16 protein-coding genes are annotated in these 17,866 nt (G+C 70.7%); 6 read left to right on the top strand and 10 right to left on the bottom strand.

Annotation, left to right across the window (positions count from 1 at the left end; genetic code table 11):
• The first annotated feature begins 147 nt into the window (after positions 1 to 147).
• The 4 genes from OG430_RS04690 to OG430_RS04675 all read left to right on the top strand — a co-directional run bounded on the left by OG430_RS04690 (position 148) and on the right by OG430_RS04675 (position 4,912).
• Positions 148 to 1,239 (top strand): ABC transporter substrate-binding protein, encoded by a 1,092-nt coding sequence (locus tag OG430_RS04690; RefSeq protein WP_327351119.1) that lies wholly within the window; start codon positions 148 to 150, stop codon positions 1,237 to 1,239.
• Positions 1,240 to 1,324: 85 nt separating this feature from the next.
• Entirely contained in the window at positions 1,325 to 2,935 is a 1,611-nt protein-coding gene (locus OG430_RS04685) for a sugar ABC transporter ATP-binding protein (RefSeq protein ID WP_327351118.1), read from the top strand.
• The gene (locus tag OG430_RS04680; protein WP_327351117.1) at positions 2,928 to 3,893 is read left to right on the top strand and encodes an ABC transporter permease; all 966 of its coding nucleotides are present in this window, start codon (positions 2,928 to 2,930) and stop codon (positions 3,891 to 3,893) included. Before OG430_RS04685 ends, OG430_RS04680 begins: the two co-directional genes overlap by 8 nt.
• 26 nt (positions 3,894 to 3,919) lie before the next feature.
• A complete protein-coding gene (locus OG430_RS04675) occupies positions 3,920 to 4,912 on the top strand; it encodes an ABC transporter permease (protein ID WP_327351116.1) in 993 nt (330 codons plus the stop codon).
• 56 nt (positions 4,913 to 4,968) lie between these two features.
• Here OG430_RS04675 and OG430_RS04670 read toward each other — a convergent pair whose 3' ends face one another.
• A complete protein-coding gene (locus OG430_RS04670) occupies positions 4,969 to 6,156 on the bottom strand; it encodes a PP2C family protein-serine/threonine phosphatase (protein WP_327351115.1) in 1,188 nt (395 codons plus the stop codon).
• Positions 6,157 to 6,335: 179 nt separating this feature from the next.
• On the bottom strand, positions 6,336 to 7,289 hold the full coding sequence (locus tag OG430_RS04665) for a YihY/virulence factor BrkB family protein (RefSeq protein WP_327351114.1): 954 nt from the start codon (positions 7,287 to 7,289) through the stop codon (positions 6,336 to 6,338).
• A gap of 185 nt (positions 7,290 to 7,474) precedes the next feature.
• Here OG430_RS04665 and OG430_RS04660 point away from each other — a divergent pair, with 185 nt between their 5' ends.
• Positions 7,475 to 7,732, top strand: a complete 258-nt coding sequence (locus tag OG430_RS04660; protein ID WP_327351113.1) for a DUF7218 family protein — start codon at positions 7,475 to 7,477, stop codon at positions 7,730 to 7,732.
• 40 nt (positions 7,733 to 7,772) lie between these two features.
• On the opposite strand, the gene OG430_RS04655 is transcribed toward OG430_RS04660, so the two are convergent.
• From OG430_RS04655 to OG430_RS04645, 3 genes are all read right to left on the bottom strand, one after another.
• On the bottom strand, positions 7,773 to 8,603 hold the full coding sequence (locus OG430_RS04655) for a polysaccharide deacetylase family protein (RefSeq protein WP_327351112.1): 831 nt from the start codon (positions 8,601 to 8,603) through the stop codon (positions 7,773 to 7,775).
• A gap of 260 nt (positions 8,604 to 8,863) precedes the next feature.
• Complete coding sequence (locus tag OG430_RS04650; protein ID WP_327351111.1) at positions 8,864 to 9,913, bottom strand: SIS domain-containing protein; 1,050 nt, start codon at positions 9,911 to 9,913, stop codon at positions 8,864 to 8,866.
• 83 nt (positions 9,914 to 9,996) lie between these two features.
• Positions 9,997 to 11,325: a PTS transporter subunit EIIC gene (locus OG430_RS04645; RefSeq protein ID WP_327351110.1), complete on the bottom strand. Its 1,329-nt coding sequence runs from the start codon at positions 11,323 to 11,325 to the stop codon at positions 9,997 to 9,999.
• Between the two features lie 342 nt (positions 11,326 to 11,667).
• On the opposite strand from OG430_RS04645, the gene OG430_RS04640 reads away from it, so the two are divergent.
• Entirely contained in the window at positions 11,668 to 12,426 is a 759-nt protein-coding gene (locus OG430_RS04640; protein ID WP_327351109.1) for a GntR family transcriptional regulator, read from the top strand.
• A 62-nt stretch (positions 12,427 to 12,488) separates the two neighbouring features.
• Here OG430_RS04640 and OG430_RS04635 read toward each other — a convergent pair whose 3' ends face one another.
• From OG430_RS04635 to OG430_RS04615, 5 genes are all read right to left on the bottom strand, one after another.
• Positions 12,489 to 12,872 carry a Ser-Thr-rich GPI-anchored membrane family protein gene (locus OG430_RS04635; protein ID WP_327351108.1) on the bottom strand — a complete coding sequence of 128 codons (384 nt, stop codon included), beginning with the start codon at positions 12,870 to 12,872 and terminating at the stop codon, positions 12,489 to 12,491.
• A gap of 620 nt (positions 12,873 to 13,492) precedes the next feature.
• Positions 13,493 to 15,136, bottom strand: a complete 1,644-nt coding sequence (gene mdlC / locus OG430_RS04630) for a benzoylformate decarboxylase (RefSeq protein ID WP_327351107.1) — start codon at positions 15,134 to 15,136, stop codon at positions 13,493 to 13,495.
• A complete protein-coding gene (locus OG430_RS04625) occupies positions 15,133 to 15,960 on the bottom strand; it encodes an ABC transporter permease (protein ID WP_327351106.1) in 828 nt (275 codons plus the stop codon). Before OG430_RS04625 ends, mdlC begins: the two co-directional genes overlap by 4 nt.
• Positions 15,957 to 16,802 (bottom strand): ABC transporter permease, encoded by an 846-nt coding sequence (locus tag OG430_RS04620; protein WP_327351105.1) that lies wholly within the window; start codon positions 16,800 to 16,802, stop codon positions 15,957 to 15,959. The genes OG430_RS04625 and OG430_RS04620 overlap by 4 nt, the downstream gene beginning before the upstream one ends.
• On the bottom strand, positions 16,799 to 17,770 hold the full coding sequence (locus OG430_RS04615) for an ABC transporter substrate-binding protein (protein ID WP_327351104.1): 972 nt from the start codon (positions 17,768 to 17,770) through the stop codon (positions 16,799 to 16,801). The genes OG430_RS04620 and OG430_RS04615 overlap by 4 nt, the downstream gene beginning before the upstream one ends.
• Positions 17,771 to 17,866 lie beyond the last annotated feature (96 nt).

The raw sequence follows: 17,866 nt of genomic DNA, 5'->3' as shown, positions 1-17,866 counted from the left end.
TGTGGGGAGGGTTTACAGCTTCCTTCCAACGATGTAAAAACCTCTGCGTAACGCCGAGTTGCGCACTGGAGCCCACGCCGGTGCGCAGCGGCGCCGACCTTCCCGCGAGCGCCTGAGTGCGCCGGGCCCTGCCGTGATGGGGACGCCATGAACCCGAACGCACCACTTCGCCGCACCACCGCCAAGCCGCTGTTCGCCCTCGGCCTCGCCGCCGCCCTGGCACTCGCCAGCGGCTGCGCCAAGTCCGAGGACGAGCCGGGCGGCAAGAGCCCCTCCGCCCAGGGCGACGGCGGCCAGGCCGTCCAGACCCCGGGCGCCGACGGCAAGACCTGCACGATCGACCAGTTCGGCGGCAAGAAGCTCGATCTGAAGGGGGCGACGGTCGGCTTCTCCCAGTCGGAGAAGGAGGCCAACCCGTTCCGCATCGCCGAGACCGCCTCGATCAAGGCCGAGGCGGACAAGCGCGGGATCAAGCTCCTCACGGCCAACGCCCAGTCGCAGTTCTCCAAGCAGATCAGCGACGTACAGGATCTGATCGCCAAGGGCGCGGACCTGCTGGTCGTCGCACCGCTCAACTCCGACGGCTGGGGGCCGGTGCTGCGGGCCGCGAGCGCCAAGAAGATTCCCATCGTCACCATCGACCGGAAGATCAACGCGACGGCCTGCAAGGACTACGTCTCCTTCATCGGCTCCGACTTCACCGAACAGGGCAAGCGCGCCGCCGACCAGCTGATCGAGGCGACCGGCGGCAAGGGCGAGATCGCCATCCTGCTCGGCGCACCCGGCAACAACGTCACCACCGAACGCACCAAGGGCTTCGAGGACCGCATCAAGGAAAAGGCCCCGGACCTGAAGGTCGTCTTCAAGCAGACCGGCGAATTCACCCGCGAGAAGGGCCAGTCGGTCACCGAGCAGCTCATCCAGTCCAAGCCCGGCATCAAGGCCGTCTACGCCGAGAACGACGAGATGGGCCTCGGCGCGATGAACGCCCTCAAGGGCGCGGGCAAGAAGGCCGGCGACGTCAAGATCGTCACCATCGACGGCACCCGCAACGCCGTCCAGGCCATGGTCGACGGCTGGATCTCCGGCGTCGTGGAGTCCAACCCGCGCTTCGGTCCGCTCGCCTTCCAGACCCTCGACACCTTCACCAAGGGCGAGAAGGTCGGCCAGGACATCGTCATCAAGGACACCGAGTACACCCCGGACAATGCCGAGGACGGCCTCGACAAGGCCTACTGAGCCGGGTGCGCCCTGATCCTCAACAGCGCGCGGCAGGCGGACACCGCCTGCCGCGCCCCGTCCGACTACCCCCAGGAGGGCCCCGGTGTCCGCACCCGCTGAAGTCCTCGCCGTGCACGGCCTGACCAAACGGTTCCCCGGCGTACTGGCCCTGGACGACGTGGACTTCACGGCCCGCGCAGGCGAAGTGCACGCACTCGTCGGCGAGAACGGCGCCGGCAAGTCCACCCTGATCAAGGTCCTCACCGGCGTCTACCAGCCGGACGAGGGCGAGATCCGCCACCACGGAAGCGCGACCGCCTTCGCGACCCCGCTCGCCGCGCAGAACGCGGGCATCTCGACCATCTACCAAGAGGTCAACCTCATCCCCCTGATGAGCGTCGCACGCAACCTCTACCTCGGGCGCGAACCCCGCACCCGCTGGGGCCTGATCGACTTCACCCGCATGCACCGCGAGGCCGAACAGACCCTGCGCGACTACGGAGTCCGCTTCGACGTCCGGCGCCCCCTGCGCGAACTCGGCGTCGGCGCCCAGCAGATGGTCGCACTCGCCCGGGCCGTGTCCGTCGACGCCCGCGTGGTCATCATGGACGAGCCGACCTCCTCCCTCGAACCCCGCGAGGTGGAGACCCTGTTCGGCGTCATCCGCCGGCTGCGCGCGCACGGCATCGCCGTCGTCTACGTCAGCCACCGCATGGACGAGCTGTACGCGGTCTGCGACCGGGTCACGGTGCTGCGCGACGGCCGCCTGGTGCACTGCGGGCCGCTGGCCGAGACCGACCGGCTCACCCTCGTCTCCCTCATGCTGGGCCGCGAGTTGGGCCAGGTGCGGGCCGAGGGCGTCACCACCTTCACCGGCGAGCACGAGACCGGCCGCGAGCCGGTGCTGCGCGCCGAGAACCTCACCCGCGACCACCAACTGCACGGCGTGGACGTACGCATACACCCCGGCGAGGTCGTCGGCCTGGGCGGACTCCTCGGCTCCGGACGCAGCGAGACCGCCAAGGCCATCGCCGGCGCCCTGCCGCTGAGGGGCGGCCGCATCACCGTCGCGGGCACCGCCGTACGCACCGGGTCCACCCCGGCCGCGATCCGGGCGGGCATCGGCCTGCTGCCCGAGGACCGCAAGGCGGAGGGCATCGTGCCGGGCCTGTCCGTACGCGAGAACATCGCCCTGGCCGCCCTGCCGGGCATGTCCCGCTTCGGTCTGGTCTCCGAGGCCCGGATCGACGCGGTCGTGGACACCTTCATGAAGCGGCTGCGCATCAAGGCCTCCAGCCCGCAGCAGAAAGTGGGCGAACTCTCCGGCGGCAACCAGCAGAAGGTGCTCCTGGCCCGCTGGCTCGCCATGAACCCCAAGGTGCTGCTCCTGGACGAGCCCACCCGAGGCATCGACGTCGGAGCCAAGGCCGAGGTGCAGCGCCTGATCGACGAACTCGCCGAAGGCGGCCTCGCCGTGCTGCTCATCTCCTCCGACATCGAGGAACTCGTCGAAGGCTCCGACCGCGTGGTGGTCCTCAGGGACGGCGCCGTCGTCGGCGAACTCGCCGGCGACGACGTGACGGAGGACCGGCTGATGCAGGCGATCGCCGCGGCCGCCGAGGACGTACGGCCTTCGACAGCCGAGGACGTACGGCCCGCGGCAGTGGACGAGACACCCGGCAAGGCGGCGGGGGAGGGAGCGACCCATGACTGACCTCACGCTGGGCAAGTCGCCCGCGGTCGACCGTGCCAAGGTGCTGCGCGGGCTGCAGGACTACGGGGTGTACGCGGGCGTGGCCGTCCTGCTCCTGTTCAACGTGGTCTTCACCGACCACTTCGTCTCCGCGGAGAACTTCCGCACCCAGGCCGTCCAGGTCGCGCCCGTACTGATCGTCGCCCTGGGCATGGCCCTCGCCATCGGCTCCGAGGGCATCGACCTGTCGGTCGGCTCGGTGATGGCGCTGTCGACCTCGCTGCTCTCGCTCTATCTGGGGTACGGGCCGTGGATCGCGCTGCTCGTCGTCCTCGTCGGCGGCGCCGTCATCGGCTTCGCGAACGGCGCCCTGATCGCCTTCGTGGGAGTCCAACCCATCGTCGCCACCCTGGCGTTGATGGTCGGCGTACGAGGCCTTGCCCTGGTGCTGCTGCCCCAGCTCAAGAGCGTGCGCGACCCGGCGATGGGCTCGCTCGGCGCCGAGGACATCCTCGGTGTGCCCTACCTCGTGCTCATCGCGGCGGGCCTCGCCGTGGTCGTCGCCTTCCTCGTGCGGCGCACCACCTTCGGCCGTCAGCTGCTCGCCGTCGGCGACAGCCGCCCCGCGGCCCAGCTCGCCGGACTGCCGGTCCGCCGCATCCTGATCATCGTCTACGTCGCCTCGGGCATCCTCGCCGCCATCGCCGGGTTCCTCGCCACCGCGCGCCTGTCGGCCAGCGACCCGACGTCGCTCGGCAACCTCATGGAGCTGTCCGCCATCACCGCCGTCGTGGTCGGCGGAACACCGCTGACCGGCGGCCGGATCCGCATCGGCGGGACCGTGGCGGGCGCCGTGCTCATCCAGCTGCTCACCGCCACCCTGATCAAGCACGATCTGCCGCCCTCCTGGACGCAGATCGCCCAGGCCGTCGTGATCGTGCTCGCCGTGTACGCGGCACGGGAGAGGGGCCGACGTTGACCGTCACGAAGGAAACCCCAACGACCATGCCCGCCAAGCCCGTTGAGGAACCCACCGGCCCCACTCGCGGTGAACGCCTGAGCGCACTGGCCCAGCAGCACGGCGCGCTGGTCGCGCTCGTCGTCCTCGCCGCCGTCGCGTCGCTGTCCTTCGACTCCTTCGCCACGAGCGCCAACCTCGAGCCGATGGCGATGTCCGCCACCTTCCTCGCCGTGATCGCGCTCGGCATGACCTTCGTCATCATCACCGGAGGCATCGACCTCTCGGTCGGGTCGGTCTTCGTCCTCGGCGGTGTGCTGGCCGCATGGGGTTCGCAGTACGGGACGCTGGTTGCGCTGCTGTTGCCGCTGGTGGTCTGCGGGCTGATCGGTCTCGTCCACGGCCTGCTGATCGCCCGGACCGGGCTCGCACCGTTCATCGTCACCCTCGCGGGCATGCTGGCCGCCCGCGGGATCATGCTGAGCATCACCGACGAGGGCGCCACCACGTATCTCGTCGACAAGGACGCGTACTTGGCGCAGCTCGGCCAGGGCAAACTGCTCGGCTTCGGAGTCCCGATCTGGATCACCGTGGCCCTGTTCGCCGCCGGCGCGGTCGTCCTGCGCCGCACCCGCTTCGGCCAGAACGTCTACGCGGTCGGCGGCAACGAGGACGCGGCCGCCCTGATGGGAGCGCCCGTCGCCCGTACGAAGATCAAGGTGTACGTCCTGTCGGCCCTCCTCGCCGGTCTCGCCGGCATACTCAACGCGGCCTGGCTCACCTCGGGCGTCACGATCCTCGGCTACGGCCTGGAGCTGGAGGCGATCGCCGCCGTCGTCATCGGCGGCACCCTTCTGTCGGGCGGCCTCGGGTTCGTCAGCGGCTCGCTCGTCGGCGTACTGCTGTTGAAGGTCATCCAGAACATCATCAACCAGATCGGCACCCTGGACTCCGCCTATCAGCAGGTGGTGAGCGGGGGCTTCCTGGTGCTGGTGATCATCGCGCAGACGTGGCTGGGACGGCGGCGCAAGGTGTTCTAGCGGTCGCCGTTCCGAGCCGGATTGTCATGGCTCCGGATTGTCATGGCTCCGGGTGGTCACGGCTGCGGGGGATTCCATTCGAGAAGCAGGATGGTGGCGTCGTCCCGCAACTGGTTGCCACTGGCGTCCAGGATCGAGTGGATGAGGCGGCGCAGCGTCTCGGGGGCCGGTTCCCCGGTGGAGGCGGCGTGAATGACGGCCTCGGCGAAGCGGTGCGCGCCGAACTCCTCGCCGTCCTCCAGGCGGGCCTCCGTGATGCCGTCGGTGTGGAGCAGCACCCGGTCGCCCGGTTCCAAGGCGATCTGGTGCACCTGCCGGGGAGCGTCGGTGAGGAGGGCCGGGAGGCCCATCGGGACATCGGGTTCGCGTTCCATGGCCTGGGGCACGAGCCGCTGCCCGCGCAGCAGGAGCGGCGGGGGATGGCCGCAGTTGATCCAGCGCAGTGACCCGGTGGCCAGGTCCAGTTGAGCCAGGACGGCGGTGGCGAACTGGTCGGGCAGCCAGGTGAAAAGGGCGCGGTCCACGGCCGTCGCCAGCTCGGACAGCTCGGAGCCGGTCCGCCGGGCATTGCGGCAGGCGGCGAGCGTCACCGTGGCGGTGAGGCCGGAGGCCAGGTCGTGGCCCATGGCGTCCACCACGGCCGCGTGCAGCGTGGACTGCGTCAGGGCGTGGTCGTACGCGTCTCCGCCGATCTCGTACGCCGGCTCCATGACGGCAGTGGACACGATCTTCTGGGTACCGATGGTGCGGGGCGGCAGCAGGGCGCGGAGCATCTCGGCCGGCAACCCCATGGGCTCGGTCCTGGTGCGCTGTACGACCGAGTCCTTGTAGGCCCGCTTCGAAGTGATCAGGGGGGCCAAGAGGGCGGCGAGGGCCCGGCTCCGCTGCATGAACACCGGATCCAGGGCCGGGGTCCGGACGGCGAGGACACCCAGCCGTTCGGCCCCGTCGATCAGCGGCAGCCAGGCGGTGATCTCGCGAGCGCCCTCCTGCACCTGCAGCTTCTGCGTCCGGTACGCCCAGCCACCGGGGGAGTCGTCGATGGTCAGTGCGGTCGCCGGAGCCGACAGCGGCATCAGCTGGCGCTGCTGGATGTCGGCCAGGTACACCCGTGCCTGCGCGAGCCCGAACGCGTCGGCCGTCAGGGCGACGATGGTGGCCAGGTCCTGCGCCGCGACCTGGCCGCTGGCGAGCAGCGTGCACAGCCTGGCGTCGGGATCGTCCGGGCCCTCTACCGCCGCCACGTCCGTACTCCTGAGGTCGGTTGCGCGCTGTCGTACCGCGGAATTGCCCGCTTCTCGCAGTGTCACATCGACTGGCCGTCGGGTCGTGTCCGCCAAGCCGGTGGGGTGACGGGCGGCTGACGCTCCGCTTATGGGCGGGACGGGGCGTACGAGGTCTCGGCCCTTTCACCCGGCGTGGATCACACCCCCGGATCAGGCCGGACAGGACCGGGGCAGCCTCCCCGGGCGGCTTCGAGCTGGGCGGCGAAGGACAGTCCGAGGAAGAGGGCGATCGAGGTCAGGTAGGCCCACAGCAGCAGCGACATGAAGGCGCTGAGCGGGCCGTAGACGATGTCGAAGGATCCGCTGACGGAGAGGTAGCGGCTGAGCGCCCAGGTCAGCGTGGTCCACAGCACCAGGTACACGGCGGCGCCGAACGCCAGCCAGGTGTAGCCGGGTTGTCGTCGGCGCGGGGAGCGTCGGAAGATGACGCTTGCCGAGATGAGGGCCAGGAGCAGACCGAAGGGCCAGCGCAGGACGGCCCAGGCGGTGCCGACTCCGGCCTCGATGTGGAAGACGGTCACGGCTGCCGCTCCCAGGTCGCCACCGGCCACCATGGCGACGAAGCCCAGGCCGAGGGGGAGGCCGGCACTCGTGGCCATGACGAGTCCGCGCAGGTACTTCTGACGGAAGGGGCGATCGCGCTCGTTGCCGTAGATGCGGTTGGCGCCGCGCTCGATCTGGCACATCGCTGTGGTGACGTTGGCCAGGGAGAACGCCAAGGCGAACCACAGGGCGACTTGGGTGCCGCCGCCCGCCGTTCTACGGCTCCGAGTCAGGGTCTCGTCGACCACCTGGGCACTCGGGCCGCGCGCGATGCGCTGGATGGAGACCTCCGCGAACTTGCCGATGTCCTGTGTGTGCAGGGCAGTTGACAGACCGACGAAGACAAGGGCCAGCGGGATCACCGCCAGGACCGTCTGCAGGGCCAGCGCACGGGAGTGGCTGAACCCGTCGGCGTACCGGAACCGGATGAACGCGTCCCGCAGCAGGTACCGGCCCCCGTAGCGGCGCAGAGCCTCGAACGCCTCGTCGCCGGAGAGCTCGTCCCCTTGCATGTCCCGCGTCTCGGGAACCGTCATCGCCGTGCCCATACACCGCTCCCGGGTGGGTACTTGACGTCCGGCCGCCCCCAGGAGGAGACCGGCCCTCGCCGAGGATGCGCCCTGCCCGGCGCAGGGGGCCACGGGTTCCCGGTGCGGCGCTGACCAATCCCTGGGCATAGTGGAAATGACCGGAAGAACGCCATTCAGGGGCTGACGGAAGGGGCGCAGAGCGCATGCCCACACCGCAGATCAAGGACGAAAAGACCTATCGGGCCCTGCGCCGCGAAGGCGCAGGCAAGGAGAAGGCGGCCAGGATCGCCAACAGTGCCGCGGCTTCCTCGCGCAAGGCGGTCGGGCGCCGGGGCGGCAAGGCCGGAGCGTACGAGGACCGGACGAAGGGCGACCTGTACGACGAGGCGAAGAAGATCGGGATCGAGGGACGCTCGAGCATGACCAAGGCGGACCTCATCAAGGCGCTCCGCAGCCGCTGACGACCGGTACGGGTGCCGACCGGGAGGAGGCCCCCCGAGGTCAGGCCTTGGGGAAGCTGAAGGTGTAGCCCTGTTCCTTCAGCCACGGCAGCAGTCGTTCCAGGGCGGCGAGCGTCTGTGAGCGGTCGCCGCCGCCGTCGTGCATGAGGATCGTCTGGTGGCCGGCTCGCACCCCGGCCTCGACGTTCTGCACGATCTTGTCGACGCCGGGCCGCTCGAAGTCGCCCGGGTCGATCCGCCAGCCCAGGGGGCGCATGCCGAGACTCGCTGCGAACTTCCGGCTCTCCGGGGTGAACGCGCCGCCCGGCGCCCGGTAGTACCTGGGCCGGACACCGCCGGAGGCGGCTTCGATGGACTGCTCGGCCTGCTCGATCTCCGCGCGCTGGTAGGACACCGGCTTGTCGTCCATCGTCACGTCGTGGTGGACGGAGTGGTCGCACAGCCGGTGCCCGGCGGCCACCACCTGCTTGACGAGGTCGGGGTGGGCGGCGGCGTTCGGGCCGATCATGCAGAAGACCGCCTTGGCGTCGTACCGCTTCAGCAGTTCCAGGGCCTTGGGCGTCCACGTCGGATCCGGGCCGTCGTCCAGGGTGAGGTTGACCGCCTTACCGTCGGCCTCCGCCTGATGGGACATCGAGTCGTCCACCTGCCGCGCCGATGCCGGTTTGCCGTCCGTCGCGCCGCCCTGGCCCGGCAGCCCCGTCAGGTGCAGTCCGATCAGCCCGGCACAGACGAGGGCGACGACGGTCGCGGCCGCGATCGCCTGCCTGCGCCGTCCTCGTACGGACTCCCGTATTCGTGCCGACATCCGTGCCGATATCCGTGCCGATGTTCGTGCCGACCGGGTGTCGTTCTCGTTCTCCACGCTCATGCGCACAGCGAAACACTTGAATTTACGCATTTAGGGCGCGGTGATCGAATGGTCAAGGGAAGCGTGCCTTGCTGTCATCGGACGGTCATGTGGAGCGGTCGGCGCGGTCATCGGATGCCCGGTTCGGCCTCCGGCCGAAGGGTCGGCCGGTGTCGGCTGCGGCAGCCAGGCCACGAACGATCGAGGCAAGCCCGACGCCGCAGGCGCAGGTCCCGCTCTCCCACCTTGTCCTGAGCGGGACCTGCGCAGGACGCCGCCGGTCAGGCGTGCGTCAGATCGGGGGAGCCGATGGCGAAGTCGCCCGGGTCGACGCCGCCTTCCTTGGTGTCGTCGTTGGCGAACACGAACGACTCGATCGGTACATCGCGTTCGGCGCTCAGCGCCTGCACCAGTTCCTGGACGGCCACCGTCTCCAGGACGACACGGGGTGCGGCGGACGTCGCCGGGAGGCGGACCACGCCGAGGTGGTCGCCGGGGGCGATGTCCTCGGCGGTGACCAGGAGCGTGAGGTGTCCGGCGTCGGACAGCGAGCGGGCCAGGTCGATCTCGCGGCCGTCGCCGAAGACGAGGTGCAGGGTGTTGCCGGCCGATTCCATCTCGCCGTGCAGGTAGTTGCGGGTCGCCGAGGCCGCGGCCGGGATGCGCGGGACCTCGCGCAGGAGCAGGGCGGCCTCCTCCGCCGACGCCCGGGAGGCGCCGGAGGCCACGCAGTCGGCGGCGACGGTGGTGGCGGCGCGGGCGCGCAGCGGGGCGATCGCGGCGGCGGCCCGCTCGCGGACCGTGCGGACGTGCGCGCCGATGCCGTGCCACGGGTCGTCGTCCCGGCCCGCGATCGCGCCGGCGATCAGGTCGAGGGCGACGATCGTGCCGGTGAAGCCGACGGTGGAGGCGTACGAGTCGGGCTCGTTGCCCATGTCGACGGCGAGTTCGGCGAGTTCGGCGAGGGGGGAGGGGGTGACGTTGAGGACGGCGACCGTGCGGGCGCCCTCGGCGGCCTTGAACGCCGCGATCGTCTCCGAGCTGCGGCCGCCCTGCGAGATGCCGAGCAGCACGTCGGTGTCGAAGCCGGTCAGGCCGTCCTCGATCTCGCTGGACAGCACCCGCTGGGCGGGCACGCCGTGGGCGCGCAGCACCTCGACGGGCACGGCGAGCGCGGCGAACGAGGCGCCGATGCCCGCGAACAGCGGCTTCTGCGCGGCGCGCAGGGCGTCGAGCGCCGGTGCGGCGAGCTGGGCGCGGACGTGGGCGGCGACGCGCTCCAGTGCCTCGGGCTGGCCGTCCTGGCCGTCGTGGAAGGTGATGCGGGACATGAGGGGTTCCTTTCGGGGGCTCCCGCCGTGCGCGCCGGAACGGGCACGGCGGGAGCGGAAGTCTGGGACGGGGCGGGGGAGCGTCAGCTCTTGGGCGCGGAGCCCGATGGGGACGGTGCGCCGCCCGGTGACTCCTCGGTGGGCACGTCCGGGGTCTGCGCGGAGGTGACGGCGGCCGTCTCGGTCTCGGTGTCCTCGCCCTCCACCGGTTCACGACCCGGTGTCGGCAGATTGAACTTGGTGATCGCGAACCGGAAGATCGCGTAGTAGAGCGCGGCGAACGCGAGGCCGATGGGTATGAGCAGCCAGGGCTTGGTGGCGATGCCGTAGTTCACGATGTAGTCGATCGCACCCGACGAGAAGCCGAAGCCGTCCCGGATGCCCAGCGCGTAGCAGACCGCCATCGAGACTCCGAAGAGCACGGCGTGGATCGCGTAGAGGACCGGTGCGACGAACATGAAGCTGAACTCGATGGGCTCGGTGACACCGGTGACGAACGAGGTCAGGGCGACCGAGATCATCATGCCCTTGACCATCTTGCGGTTCTCGGGCCGTGCGGTGTGTGCGATCGCCATGGCCGCGGCGGGCAGGGCGAACATGTAGATGGGGAAGCCGCCGGTCATGAACTGCCCGGCCGCCGGGTCGCCGGCGAGGAAGCGGGCGATGTCGCCGTGCACCTCGGCGCCGGTGTTCGGGTTGACGTACGTGCCGGCGTCGAACCAGGGGTAGACCGAGAAGAAGTGGTGCATCCCGATCGGGATCAGCGCGCGGACCACGAGCCCGAAGAGTCCCGCGCCCCAGGCGCCGGTGCCGATCAGCCACTCACCGAAGTGGAAGAGCCAGGTGCCGACGTGCGGCCAGATCAGGCCGAAGGCGATGCCCACGCCGACGCCCGCGAAGGCGCTGAGGATCGGTACGAGGCGGCGGCCGCCGAAGAAGCCCAGCCATTCGGGGAGTTTGGTGCGGCTGAAGCGCTGGTAGAGCAGCGCCGCCACCAGGCCCATCACGATGCCGCCGAGCACCTTGGCGTCCATCGGCTCGCCGTCCGGGCCCTTGGGGAAGGCCTCGCTGGCCAGTACGGCCTTGAAGACGAGATAGCCGACCGCGGCCGCCAGCGCCGTGGAGCCGTCCGCCTTCTTGGCGAAGCCGATGGCGACACCGATCGCGAACAGCAGCGGCAGGTTGTCGAAGACGGTCTGGCCGCCGGCGGCCAGGACCATGCCGAACTTGCGGATGATGTCCGGGAAGGACTCCCGGCTCAGCAGATCCGGACCGCCGAGGCGGACCAGGAGTGCCGCGGCGGGCAGCGTGGCGACCGGCAGCATGAGGCTGCGTCCGATCCGCTGCAGGACCGCCATCACACCGCTGCCGCCCCGCTTCTTCGCGGGCGCCTTCGCAGTGGCCGTACTCATCGTGTTCCTCCAGGGAGCAAGGGGCCGGCGCCGTCCTGCGGACGGAGAACACCGGGGTCGGCGAGGGGAGAGACCTCCGTCGCCGTCCCCACAAGGTATGCAGTGGTCTGCAACTGGTCAATAGTGGTCTGCATGCTTGTTGGTGCGTCGGGTCCCTTGGGGTCACAGTCGGGCCTTAGGTCCCGCCGAGCTGGGGGCGTAAGGCTCAGGTAAAGGCGAGCGGCGAGTGTTCCCTCCGCCCTCGGCACCGAAGTCACGTCACTTCGCGGCCGAGCCGCCCACCGCTGAAGGCGAGTGGTCTGCAGTGGTATCTTTGTGTGCCGTCCCCTCGGAGGTTCACGCATGCCGGACAACGCCAGCGCGGCCCGCGCCCCCCAGCGGTCCAGTGGCGCCGCCCCGCTCTGGTCGCAGGCCGCCGATCTGATCCGGGAGGAGATCGCCCGGCGCGGCCTCGCGGCAGGGGCCCGGCTGCCCTCCGAGCGGGAGCTGTGCACCCGCTTCGACATCTCCCGCGTCACCCTTCGCAAGGCCCTGCTGCACCTGGTGGACCAGGGGCTGCTCACCGCGTCGCACGGCCGCGGCTGGTTCGTCGCCACGCCCGCGCCGGCCCGTGAGTGGCCCAACGACCTCGAGTCCTTCAGTGCGACCGCCCGCCGCAAGCACATGACGCCCAGCTCCCTGGTGCTGCGGCACGAGACCGTGGTCGCCTCGCTGGATGACGCCGACCGCCTCGACGTACCGGCCGGCGCCCCGCTGCTGCGGCTCGACCGGGTGCGGCTGCTCAATGACGTACGCATCGCCGTCGACCGCACCCTCGTCGTCGCCGACCTGGCGCCGGGCATCGCGGAGGCCGACTTCACCTCCGCCTCCCTCTTCGAGGAACTCCGCGCCCGGGGCGTGGAGTTGGACCGCTCCGAGGCCACCATCGAGGCCCGCGTCGCCGATGCCGAACTCGCCGGACACCTGCAGATCTCGGCGGGCTCGCCCGTGCTCTGCCTGGATCAGACGATCCACACGCGCGAGCAGCGGCCCGTGCTCCTGTCGACCGTCGAGTACTGCGGCGAGCGCTACCGCCTGCGCACGACGTTCCAGCCGGGCTGACCTTGCCGGGCCGGCCTTCGGGTCGTCCGGCCGGCGGGAGTCAGGTCCGCGGCGGGTGGGCGTCAGGCGGCCGGGATGCGGACCGGGGAGCTGAAGGCGTCCAGGATGCTGTGCGCGCGGACCTGGACGAGGTATTCGCCCGCGGGGAGTTCGGGCACGGTCACGCTCAGGCCGGACCGCGTCGCGAGAACGTCCTCGGCGAGCACCGCACGGCTGACCGCCTGCGCGCCCCGCATCTGGACCAGTTCGACCGTGACGGTCTCCTTGGCGCCCGCGGTGAAGTACCAGACCACCGTCTGGCGGCTCCCCGGCGCCCAGACCGCACCTTCGCCGGGCTCGGCGACGACCAGGTCGTCGGAGTCCACGAACAGCGCCCGAAAGGGCACGCGCAGGGCGGTGCTGACACGCCGGCCGAGGCTGCGGACCGGCATCGGGGACGTGCTCATGGCGCTGTCTCCATCGTCGAGGGGCGGGGGTCCCTTCGAGGTTAAGGGCGGCTCGCAGGCGTTTCGGGGGCAGCGCGCGAAGTCACGACCAACGCCCGACGGAAGGGTCCGCACGTCCCGCGTGTGTGGGACCAAGGCCCTGTGACCCCTGCCGGACCGTGCGGAACTCATCTCCCGGCTATGCGGAATTCATGTCTCCGAACTGCCCACCCTCGGTGATTGGCTGGATTCGTTCTGTGTCTCCCGACGGCTTCCGGCGGTCCACGCCGCTGTGGGTGGCGGGCCCTGCGGGTAATCGCTTTCCGGCTCCGTGACGTGTGACGCCGGGTCCCCGAACATCCCGTACTCCGCGGGCAGTTGGCCGAATCGCGGGCCGCTGATGGGGGGTCGTGGAGAAGTTGAAGCGGAATCGTTTTACGCCAGTTTTCACATTGCCTGCACACTTTCCCTACAGAACGGTCCACCATGTCATCCAACAGAGCGGGACATGGGGGCGGCTGCCGCGGCATCCCTGACCTGCTGGGGGGAGAGGGCGTGCCGGGCTGGGGGGTCCGGCACGCCCCGCTGGGGAGGGATCACGTTCACTTGAACAGCACATTCCGCATGGCCGCGTTCGGTCCTCAAGGGCCCGAGCCGTACAGCGCGGTGTCGGTGCCGGTGCCGGTGAGGCGTATGTGCAGGAGGTGGGGGCCCGCGTCGTCACCCAGGGCGAGTGCCTGGTCCACGGCTGCGGAGAGGTCCCTCGGATCGGCGACGTACGACGCGGGGCAGCCGAAGGAGCCGGCGAGCGCGCCGAAGTCGATGCCCTCGATGGATGTTCCGGGCACGGGCGCGATGCCGATGCGGCGGCCCAGGGCGCGTACGGCCGCGTATCCGCTGTTGTCGAGCAGGATGTACGTGACCGGTGCGCGGTGCTGCGCCGCGGTCCACAGGGCCTGCACGGAGTAGAGCGCCGAACCGTCGCCCACCACGCACACCAGCCGACGCCGGTCGGCAAGAGCGCGCCCCACGGCGAGCGGCAGTCCCCAGCCGAGAGCCCCGCTGCCCGTGGTCAGGAAGCCGCCGGTGACCTCGATGGGCACGCGCGCGTGCAGGGCGTCGCGGTGGCTCGGGGTCTCCTCCACCAGGACGCGGTCGCGGGGCAGGCGATTGCGCAGGAGGTCGAAGACCAGCTCCGGGGTGAGGTTGTCCCCGGCGGCTTCGGCGGGTGTCGGGTGAAGTGGCGGCGGCTTGCGGTCCGACTCCCCGACCTGCGCGGCGAGTTGGGCGAGGGCCGGTTTGAGGGTGGTGATGATGCTCGTGCCGGTGGGCAGCCAGGCGGCCTGCGCGGGGTCGCAGTCGAGGTGGAAGAGTTCGGTGGTGGCGGGGAACAGCCTTCCCTCCGTATGGACGTGGTACGTGAAGAGGGGCGCCCCGAGGGCGACGACGACGTCGTACGCCTCCAGCCGGGCCGCCAACTGGTCGGCGACCGGCGGCAGAAAGCCCTGGAAGAGCGGGTGCGACTCGGGAAAGCCGGAGCGGCCGGAGAGCGGGCTGATCCACACGGCCGCCCGCATCCGCTCGGCGAGCACCCGCACCTCGGGGAGCGCGTGTTCGTCGTCCACGCCGGGGCCCACGATCAACGCGGGCCGCGCGCAGCTCTCAAGTCGCGCGGCCAGGGCGGCGAGCGCTTCCGGGTCCGCGGTGAACGCGCCGTGGACCGTGCGCGGCGCCACGGGCTCGGCCGGCCGGTCCCAGTCGTCCTCGGGGACGGACACGAACACCGGCCCGCGCGGGTGCGTCATCGCGATCCGGTGGGCCTCGGCGAGAACGGCGGGGACGTCGGATGCGCGATCGGGCTGACGGCTGAACTTGACGTACGGGCGCGGGAATTGGGCGGGTTCGTCGGCGCCGAGGAACGGGCGGAGCTGGATCAGGGCGCGGGACTGCTGCCCGGCGACGATGACCAGGGGGACGCGGTCGTGGTAGGCGTTGAAGACGGCGCCCAGGGCGTGCCCGGTGCCGGCCGCCGAGTGCAGGCTGACCAGGGCGGCGCGGTCCGTGCCCACGGCGTGACCGGCGGCCATCGCGACCGCTAGGGACTCCTGGAGGCCCAGTACGTACGAGAAGTCGTCGGGCCAGTCCCGGAACATGCGCAGCTCCGTGGAGCCCGGGTTGCCGAAGACCGTGGTCATGCCGGTGTCCCGGCACAGCCTCAGGACACAGTCCCGGACCGTCGTCCGCGCCGCCCCGGTCGTCTCTGTCATGCCTGTCGTGTCTGTCATGCGGAGTACTCCCTTCCGCGGCCGATCAGACGCTTCTCGACCGACAGCAGGCCGCTGTTGAGCAGATTGCCGAGCGTCCCGAGGAGCAGCAGCGCCGCCCAGACGGTCAGCAGGTCGGAGCGCGACTGGGCGTCGGTGAGCGTGAAGCCGATGCCGTTGGCCGTGCCGGGCAGCAGTTCCGAGAACACCATGAGGATCAGGGAGAGCGAAAGGCTCAGTCGCAGGCCGGCGAAGATCCGGGGCAGCGCGGAGGGCAGAAGCAGCAGCCACAGCCGTTGGCTCGCGTTGAGCCTCAGGACGGCGGCGACTTCGAGGCGGAGCGGATCGGTGTTGCGTACGCCCTCCGCCGTGTTGATCAGCACGGGCCAGACGGCGCTCAAGACGATCGAGGCGAGCTGCATCGGCGTACCGAAGGAGAGGACCACGACGAAGACGGGGACCAGCGCGGGTGGTGGGACGGCGCGGGCGAATTGGAGCACCGGGTTGCAGAGTGCGTACGTCCGTCGGGAGCGGCCGATCGCGACGCCCAGGGTGATCCCGAGGGCCGCGGCGAGGACGAAGCCGGTGGCCATCCGGCCGAGGCTGGGGAGGATGTTGTCGAGGGCGTCGCCGGTGAGGAAGGCGTGTCCGGCGGGGCCCGAGAACCAGAGGTCGTGGGCGTGCCGGGCGATCCGCGCGGGCGGCGGGAAGTAGACGCTGTCGCGGGCGCCGGCGGCGACCTGCCACAGGCCGACGACGGCGGCGAGCACGGTCCAGCGCAGCAGCAGGGCCTGCTGCTTGGCGCTTCGTCGAGCCTTCCGGGGCCGGGTCGGGGGCAGTGTCATCGGCGGCGCCCCCGGTGTTCCGGAGCCCACGGGAACAGCCGTCGTTCCGCTCCCACCAGGGCCTGATTGATCACCAGGCCGAGCACCCCCGCCCACACCACCGCGGCCAGCACGTCCAGGGTGCCGTCCGTCGCCTGGCCCGCCTGGGCCATGAAGATCCCCAGGCCCTCGCCGAACCCGGAGAGGAGCTCGGTGGCCACGGCGAGGATGAGGGCGACGGCGGCGGAGATGCGGATGCCGGCGGCGATGAACGGGGCGGTGCCCGGCAGTTCGACGCGCAGCAGGACCGAGAGCCGGCCGAAGCCGAAGGCGCGCAGGGTGTCCTTGGCCTGGGGGTCGCTCTCGCCGAGGCCGTAGACCGTGTTGAAGAGGATCGGCCAGACGGCGGCGTAGGTGATGAGTGTGACCTCGGTCTGCGTGCCCGAGCCGAGGAGCAGCGACACCAGAGGGATCAGGGCCACCGACGGCAGCGGGCGCAGGAACTCGACGACGGCACGTACGGCGGCGTCGACGAGCGGCACACTGCCGAGGAGCAGGCCCAGGGGGACGGCGATGGCGCAAGAAAGACCGAGCCCCAGCGCCCAGGCGCGCACGGTCGCGCCGACGCCGTCCACGAAGGCCTGATCGCCCGCCAACTGGATTGCCCGGCGCAGGACATCGGAGGCCGGGGGCAGATAGCTGCGGCTGACGAGCCCGGCCCGGCTGACCGCTTCGCAGCCGCCGAAGGCGAGAAGCAGGCCGACGGCGCCGAGCGCCGGCTCCTGCCAATGCCCGGGCGGGCGCGCCCGTCTCCGCCCGGTCGCCGCCTCGTGGCCGGCGCGCTCGGCCGGCTGGTGGCTCACTTGACGAGCAGGGTCGCCGGGTCGACGGCCTGCTTCAGCAGGCCCTGTTTCCGCATGAGGTCGGTGAGACGGGTGAGCTGCTCGACGTCCGTCGTGGCCGGATAGGCGGGCAGGTGGATCGACTTGGCCTGGTCGGCGGTCACCTTGGTGTACTTGGGGAGCTGCTCACGTACGGCCGTCGGGTCCTCGGTGGCGAGCTTCGCGGCCGCGGCGATGGCGCGCTGGAAGGCCGCCGCGGCCTTCGGGTTCTTGTCGGCGTACGCGGAGGTGGTGACGTACCCGCTGATCGGGATGCCCGCGACGGGCGCGGACCCGCCGTCCACCAGGACCCGGGCGCCGAGCTGTTCCTGCACGGCGGTGTTGAACGGCTCGGCCGCGTGCACCGCGTCGACCTGCCCCTTCTCCAGGGCCGGGCCCATCTGCGGGAAGGCGATCTGCCGGTACACCGGCCGGCCCGCGCCCTGCTCCGCGAGGATCGCGTTCAGGGTCAACGACTGGATGTTGTTGAGGATGTTGACGGCGATCTTCTTGCCCTCGAGGTCGGCGACCGACTTGACCGGCGAGTCCTTGGGCACCAGGACGTCCATCATGTGCGGGGCGACCCTGGCCCCCTCCGCGAGGATGCGCACATCGAGGGTGCCCTTCTCGTGCGCCTGCAGGAACGTGACGTAGTTCGCGCTGGCGATGACGTCCACCTGGCCGTTCGCGAGGGCCGGCAACGCCTGGATGCTCTGCTGCACGGGCCGGATGCGGACGTCCAGGCCCTCCTTCTTGAACAGCCCGCGGTTCTGCGCGATGTAGAGCGTCGCGTCGTCCGCCAAGGGGAGGGCGGCGACGGTCAGCTGCTGCGTCTTGCCGTCGTCGGGCGGGGAGTCCGAGTCGTCGCCGCAGCCCGCCAGGGCCAGGGCCAGTACGGCGGCGATGGTGGTCAACCAGCGTATGTTCAGGCGTACTTGACGCGACGTCATGCTTCGCATGGTGACTCGCTCGTTGGCGTGAGCACAACATGCCCGTGGGCCGAATTCGTCCACGCGGCCGGGTGTGGGTCGCGCCGGAACCTGACC

Origin of the sequence: Streptomyces sp. NBC_01304, from assembly GCF_035975855.1 — a bacterium.
Lineage (GTDB): Bacteria > Actinomycetota > Actinomycetes > Streptomycetales > Streptomycetaceae > Streptomyces.
Note: the sequence above shows the minus strand (reverse complement) of the source record. Positions and strands in the feature narration are given on the sequence as shown.

Bases quoted from the DNA above. Each gene is read 5' to 3' on its own strand.
- OG430_RS04690 (WP_327351119.1), top strand. From the start codon at position 148: ATGAACCCGAACGCACCACTTCGCCGCACCACCGCCAAGCCGCTGTTC.
- OG430_RS04680 (WP_327351117.1), top strand. From the start codon at position 2,928: ATGACTGACCTCACGCTGGGCAAGTCGCCCGCGGTCGACCGTGCCAAG.
- OG430_RS04675 (WP_327351116.1), top strand. From the start codon at position 3,920: ATGCCCGCCAAGCCCGTTGAGGAACCCACCGGCCCCACTCGCGGTGAA.
- OG430_RS04665 (WP_327351114.1), bottom strand. From the start codon at position 7,289: ATGGGCACGGCGATGACGGTTCCCGAGACGCGGGACATGCAAGGGGAC.
- OG430_RS04660 (WP_327351113.1), top strand. From the start codon at position 7,475: ATGCCCACACCGCAGATCAAGGACGAAAAGACCTATCGGGCCCTGCGC.
- OG430_RS04655 (WP_327351112.1), bottom strand. From the start codon at position 8,603: ATGAGCGTGGAGAACGAGAACGACACCCGGTCGGCACGAACATCGGCA.
- OG430_RS04650 (WP_327351111.1), bottom strand. From the start codon at position 9,913: ATGTCCCGCATCACCTTCCACGACGGCCAGGACGGCCAGCCCGAGGCA.
- OG430_RS04645 (WP_327351110.1), bottom strand. From the start codon at position 11,325: ATGAGTACGGCCACTGCGAAGGCGCCCGCGAAGAAGCGGGGCGGCAGC.
- OG430_RS04640 (WP_327351109.1), top strand. From the start codon at position 11,668: ATGCCGGACAACGCCAGCGCGGCCCGCGCCCCCCAGCGGTCCAGTGGC.
- OG430_RS04635 (WP_327351108.1), bottom strand. From the start codon at position 12,872: ATGAGCACGTCCCCGATGCCGGTCCGCAGCCTCGGCCGGCGTGTCAGC.
- mdlC (WP_327351107.1), bottom strand. From the start codon at position 15,136: ATGACAGACACGACAGGCATGACAGAGACGACCGGGGCGGCGCGGACG.
- OG430_RS04625 (WP_327351106.1), bottom strand. From the start codon at position 15,960: ATGACACTGCCCCCGACCCGGCCCCGGAAGGCTCGACGAAGCGCCAAG.
- OG430_RS04615 (WP_327351104.1), bottom strand. From the start codon at position 17,770: ATGACGTCGCGTCAAGTACGCCTGAACATACGCTGGTTGACCACCATC.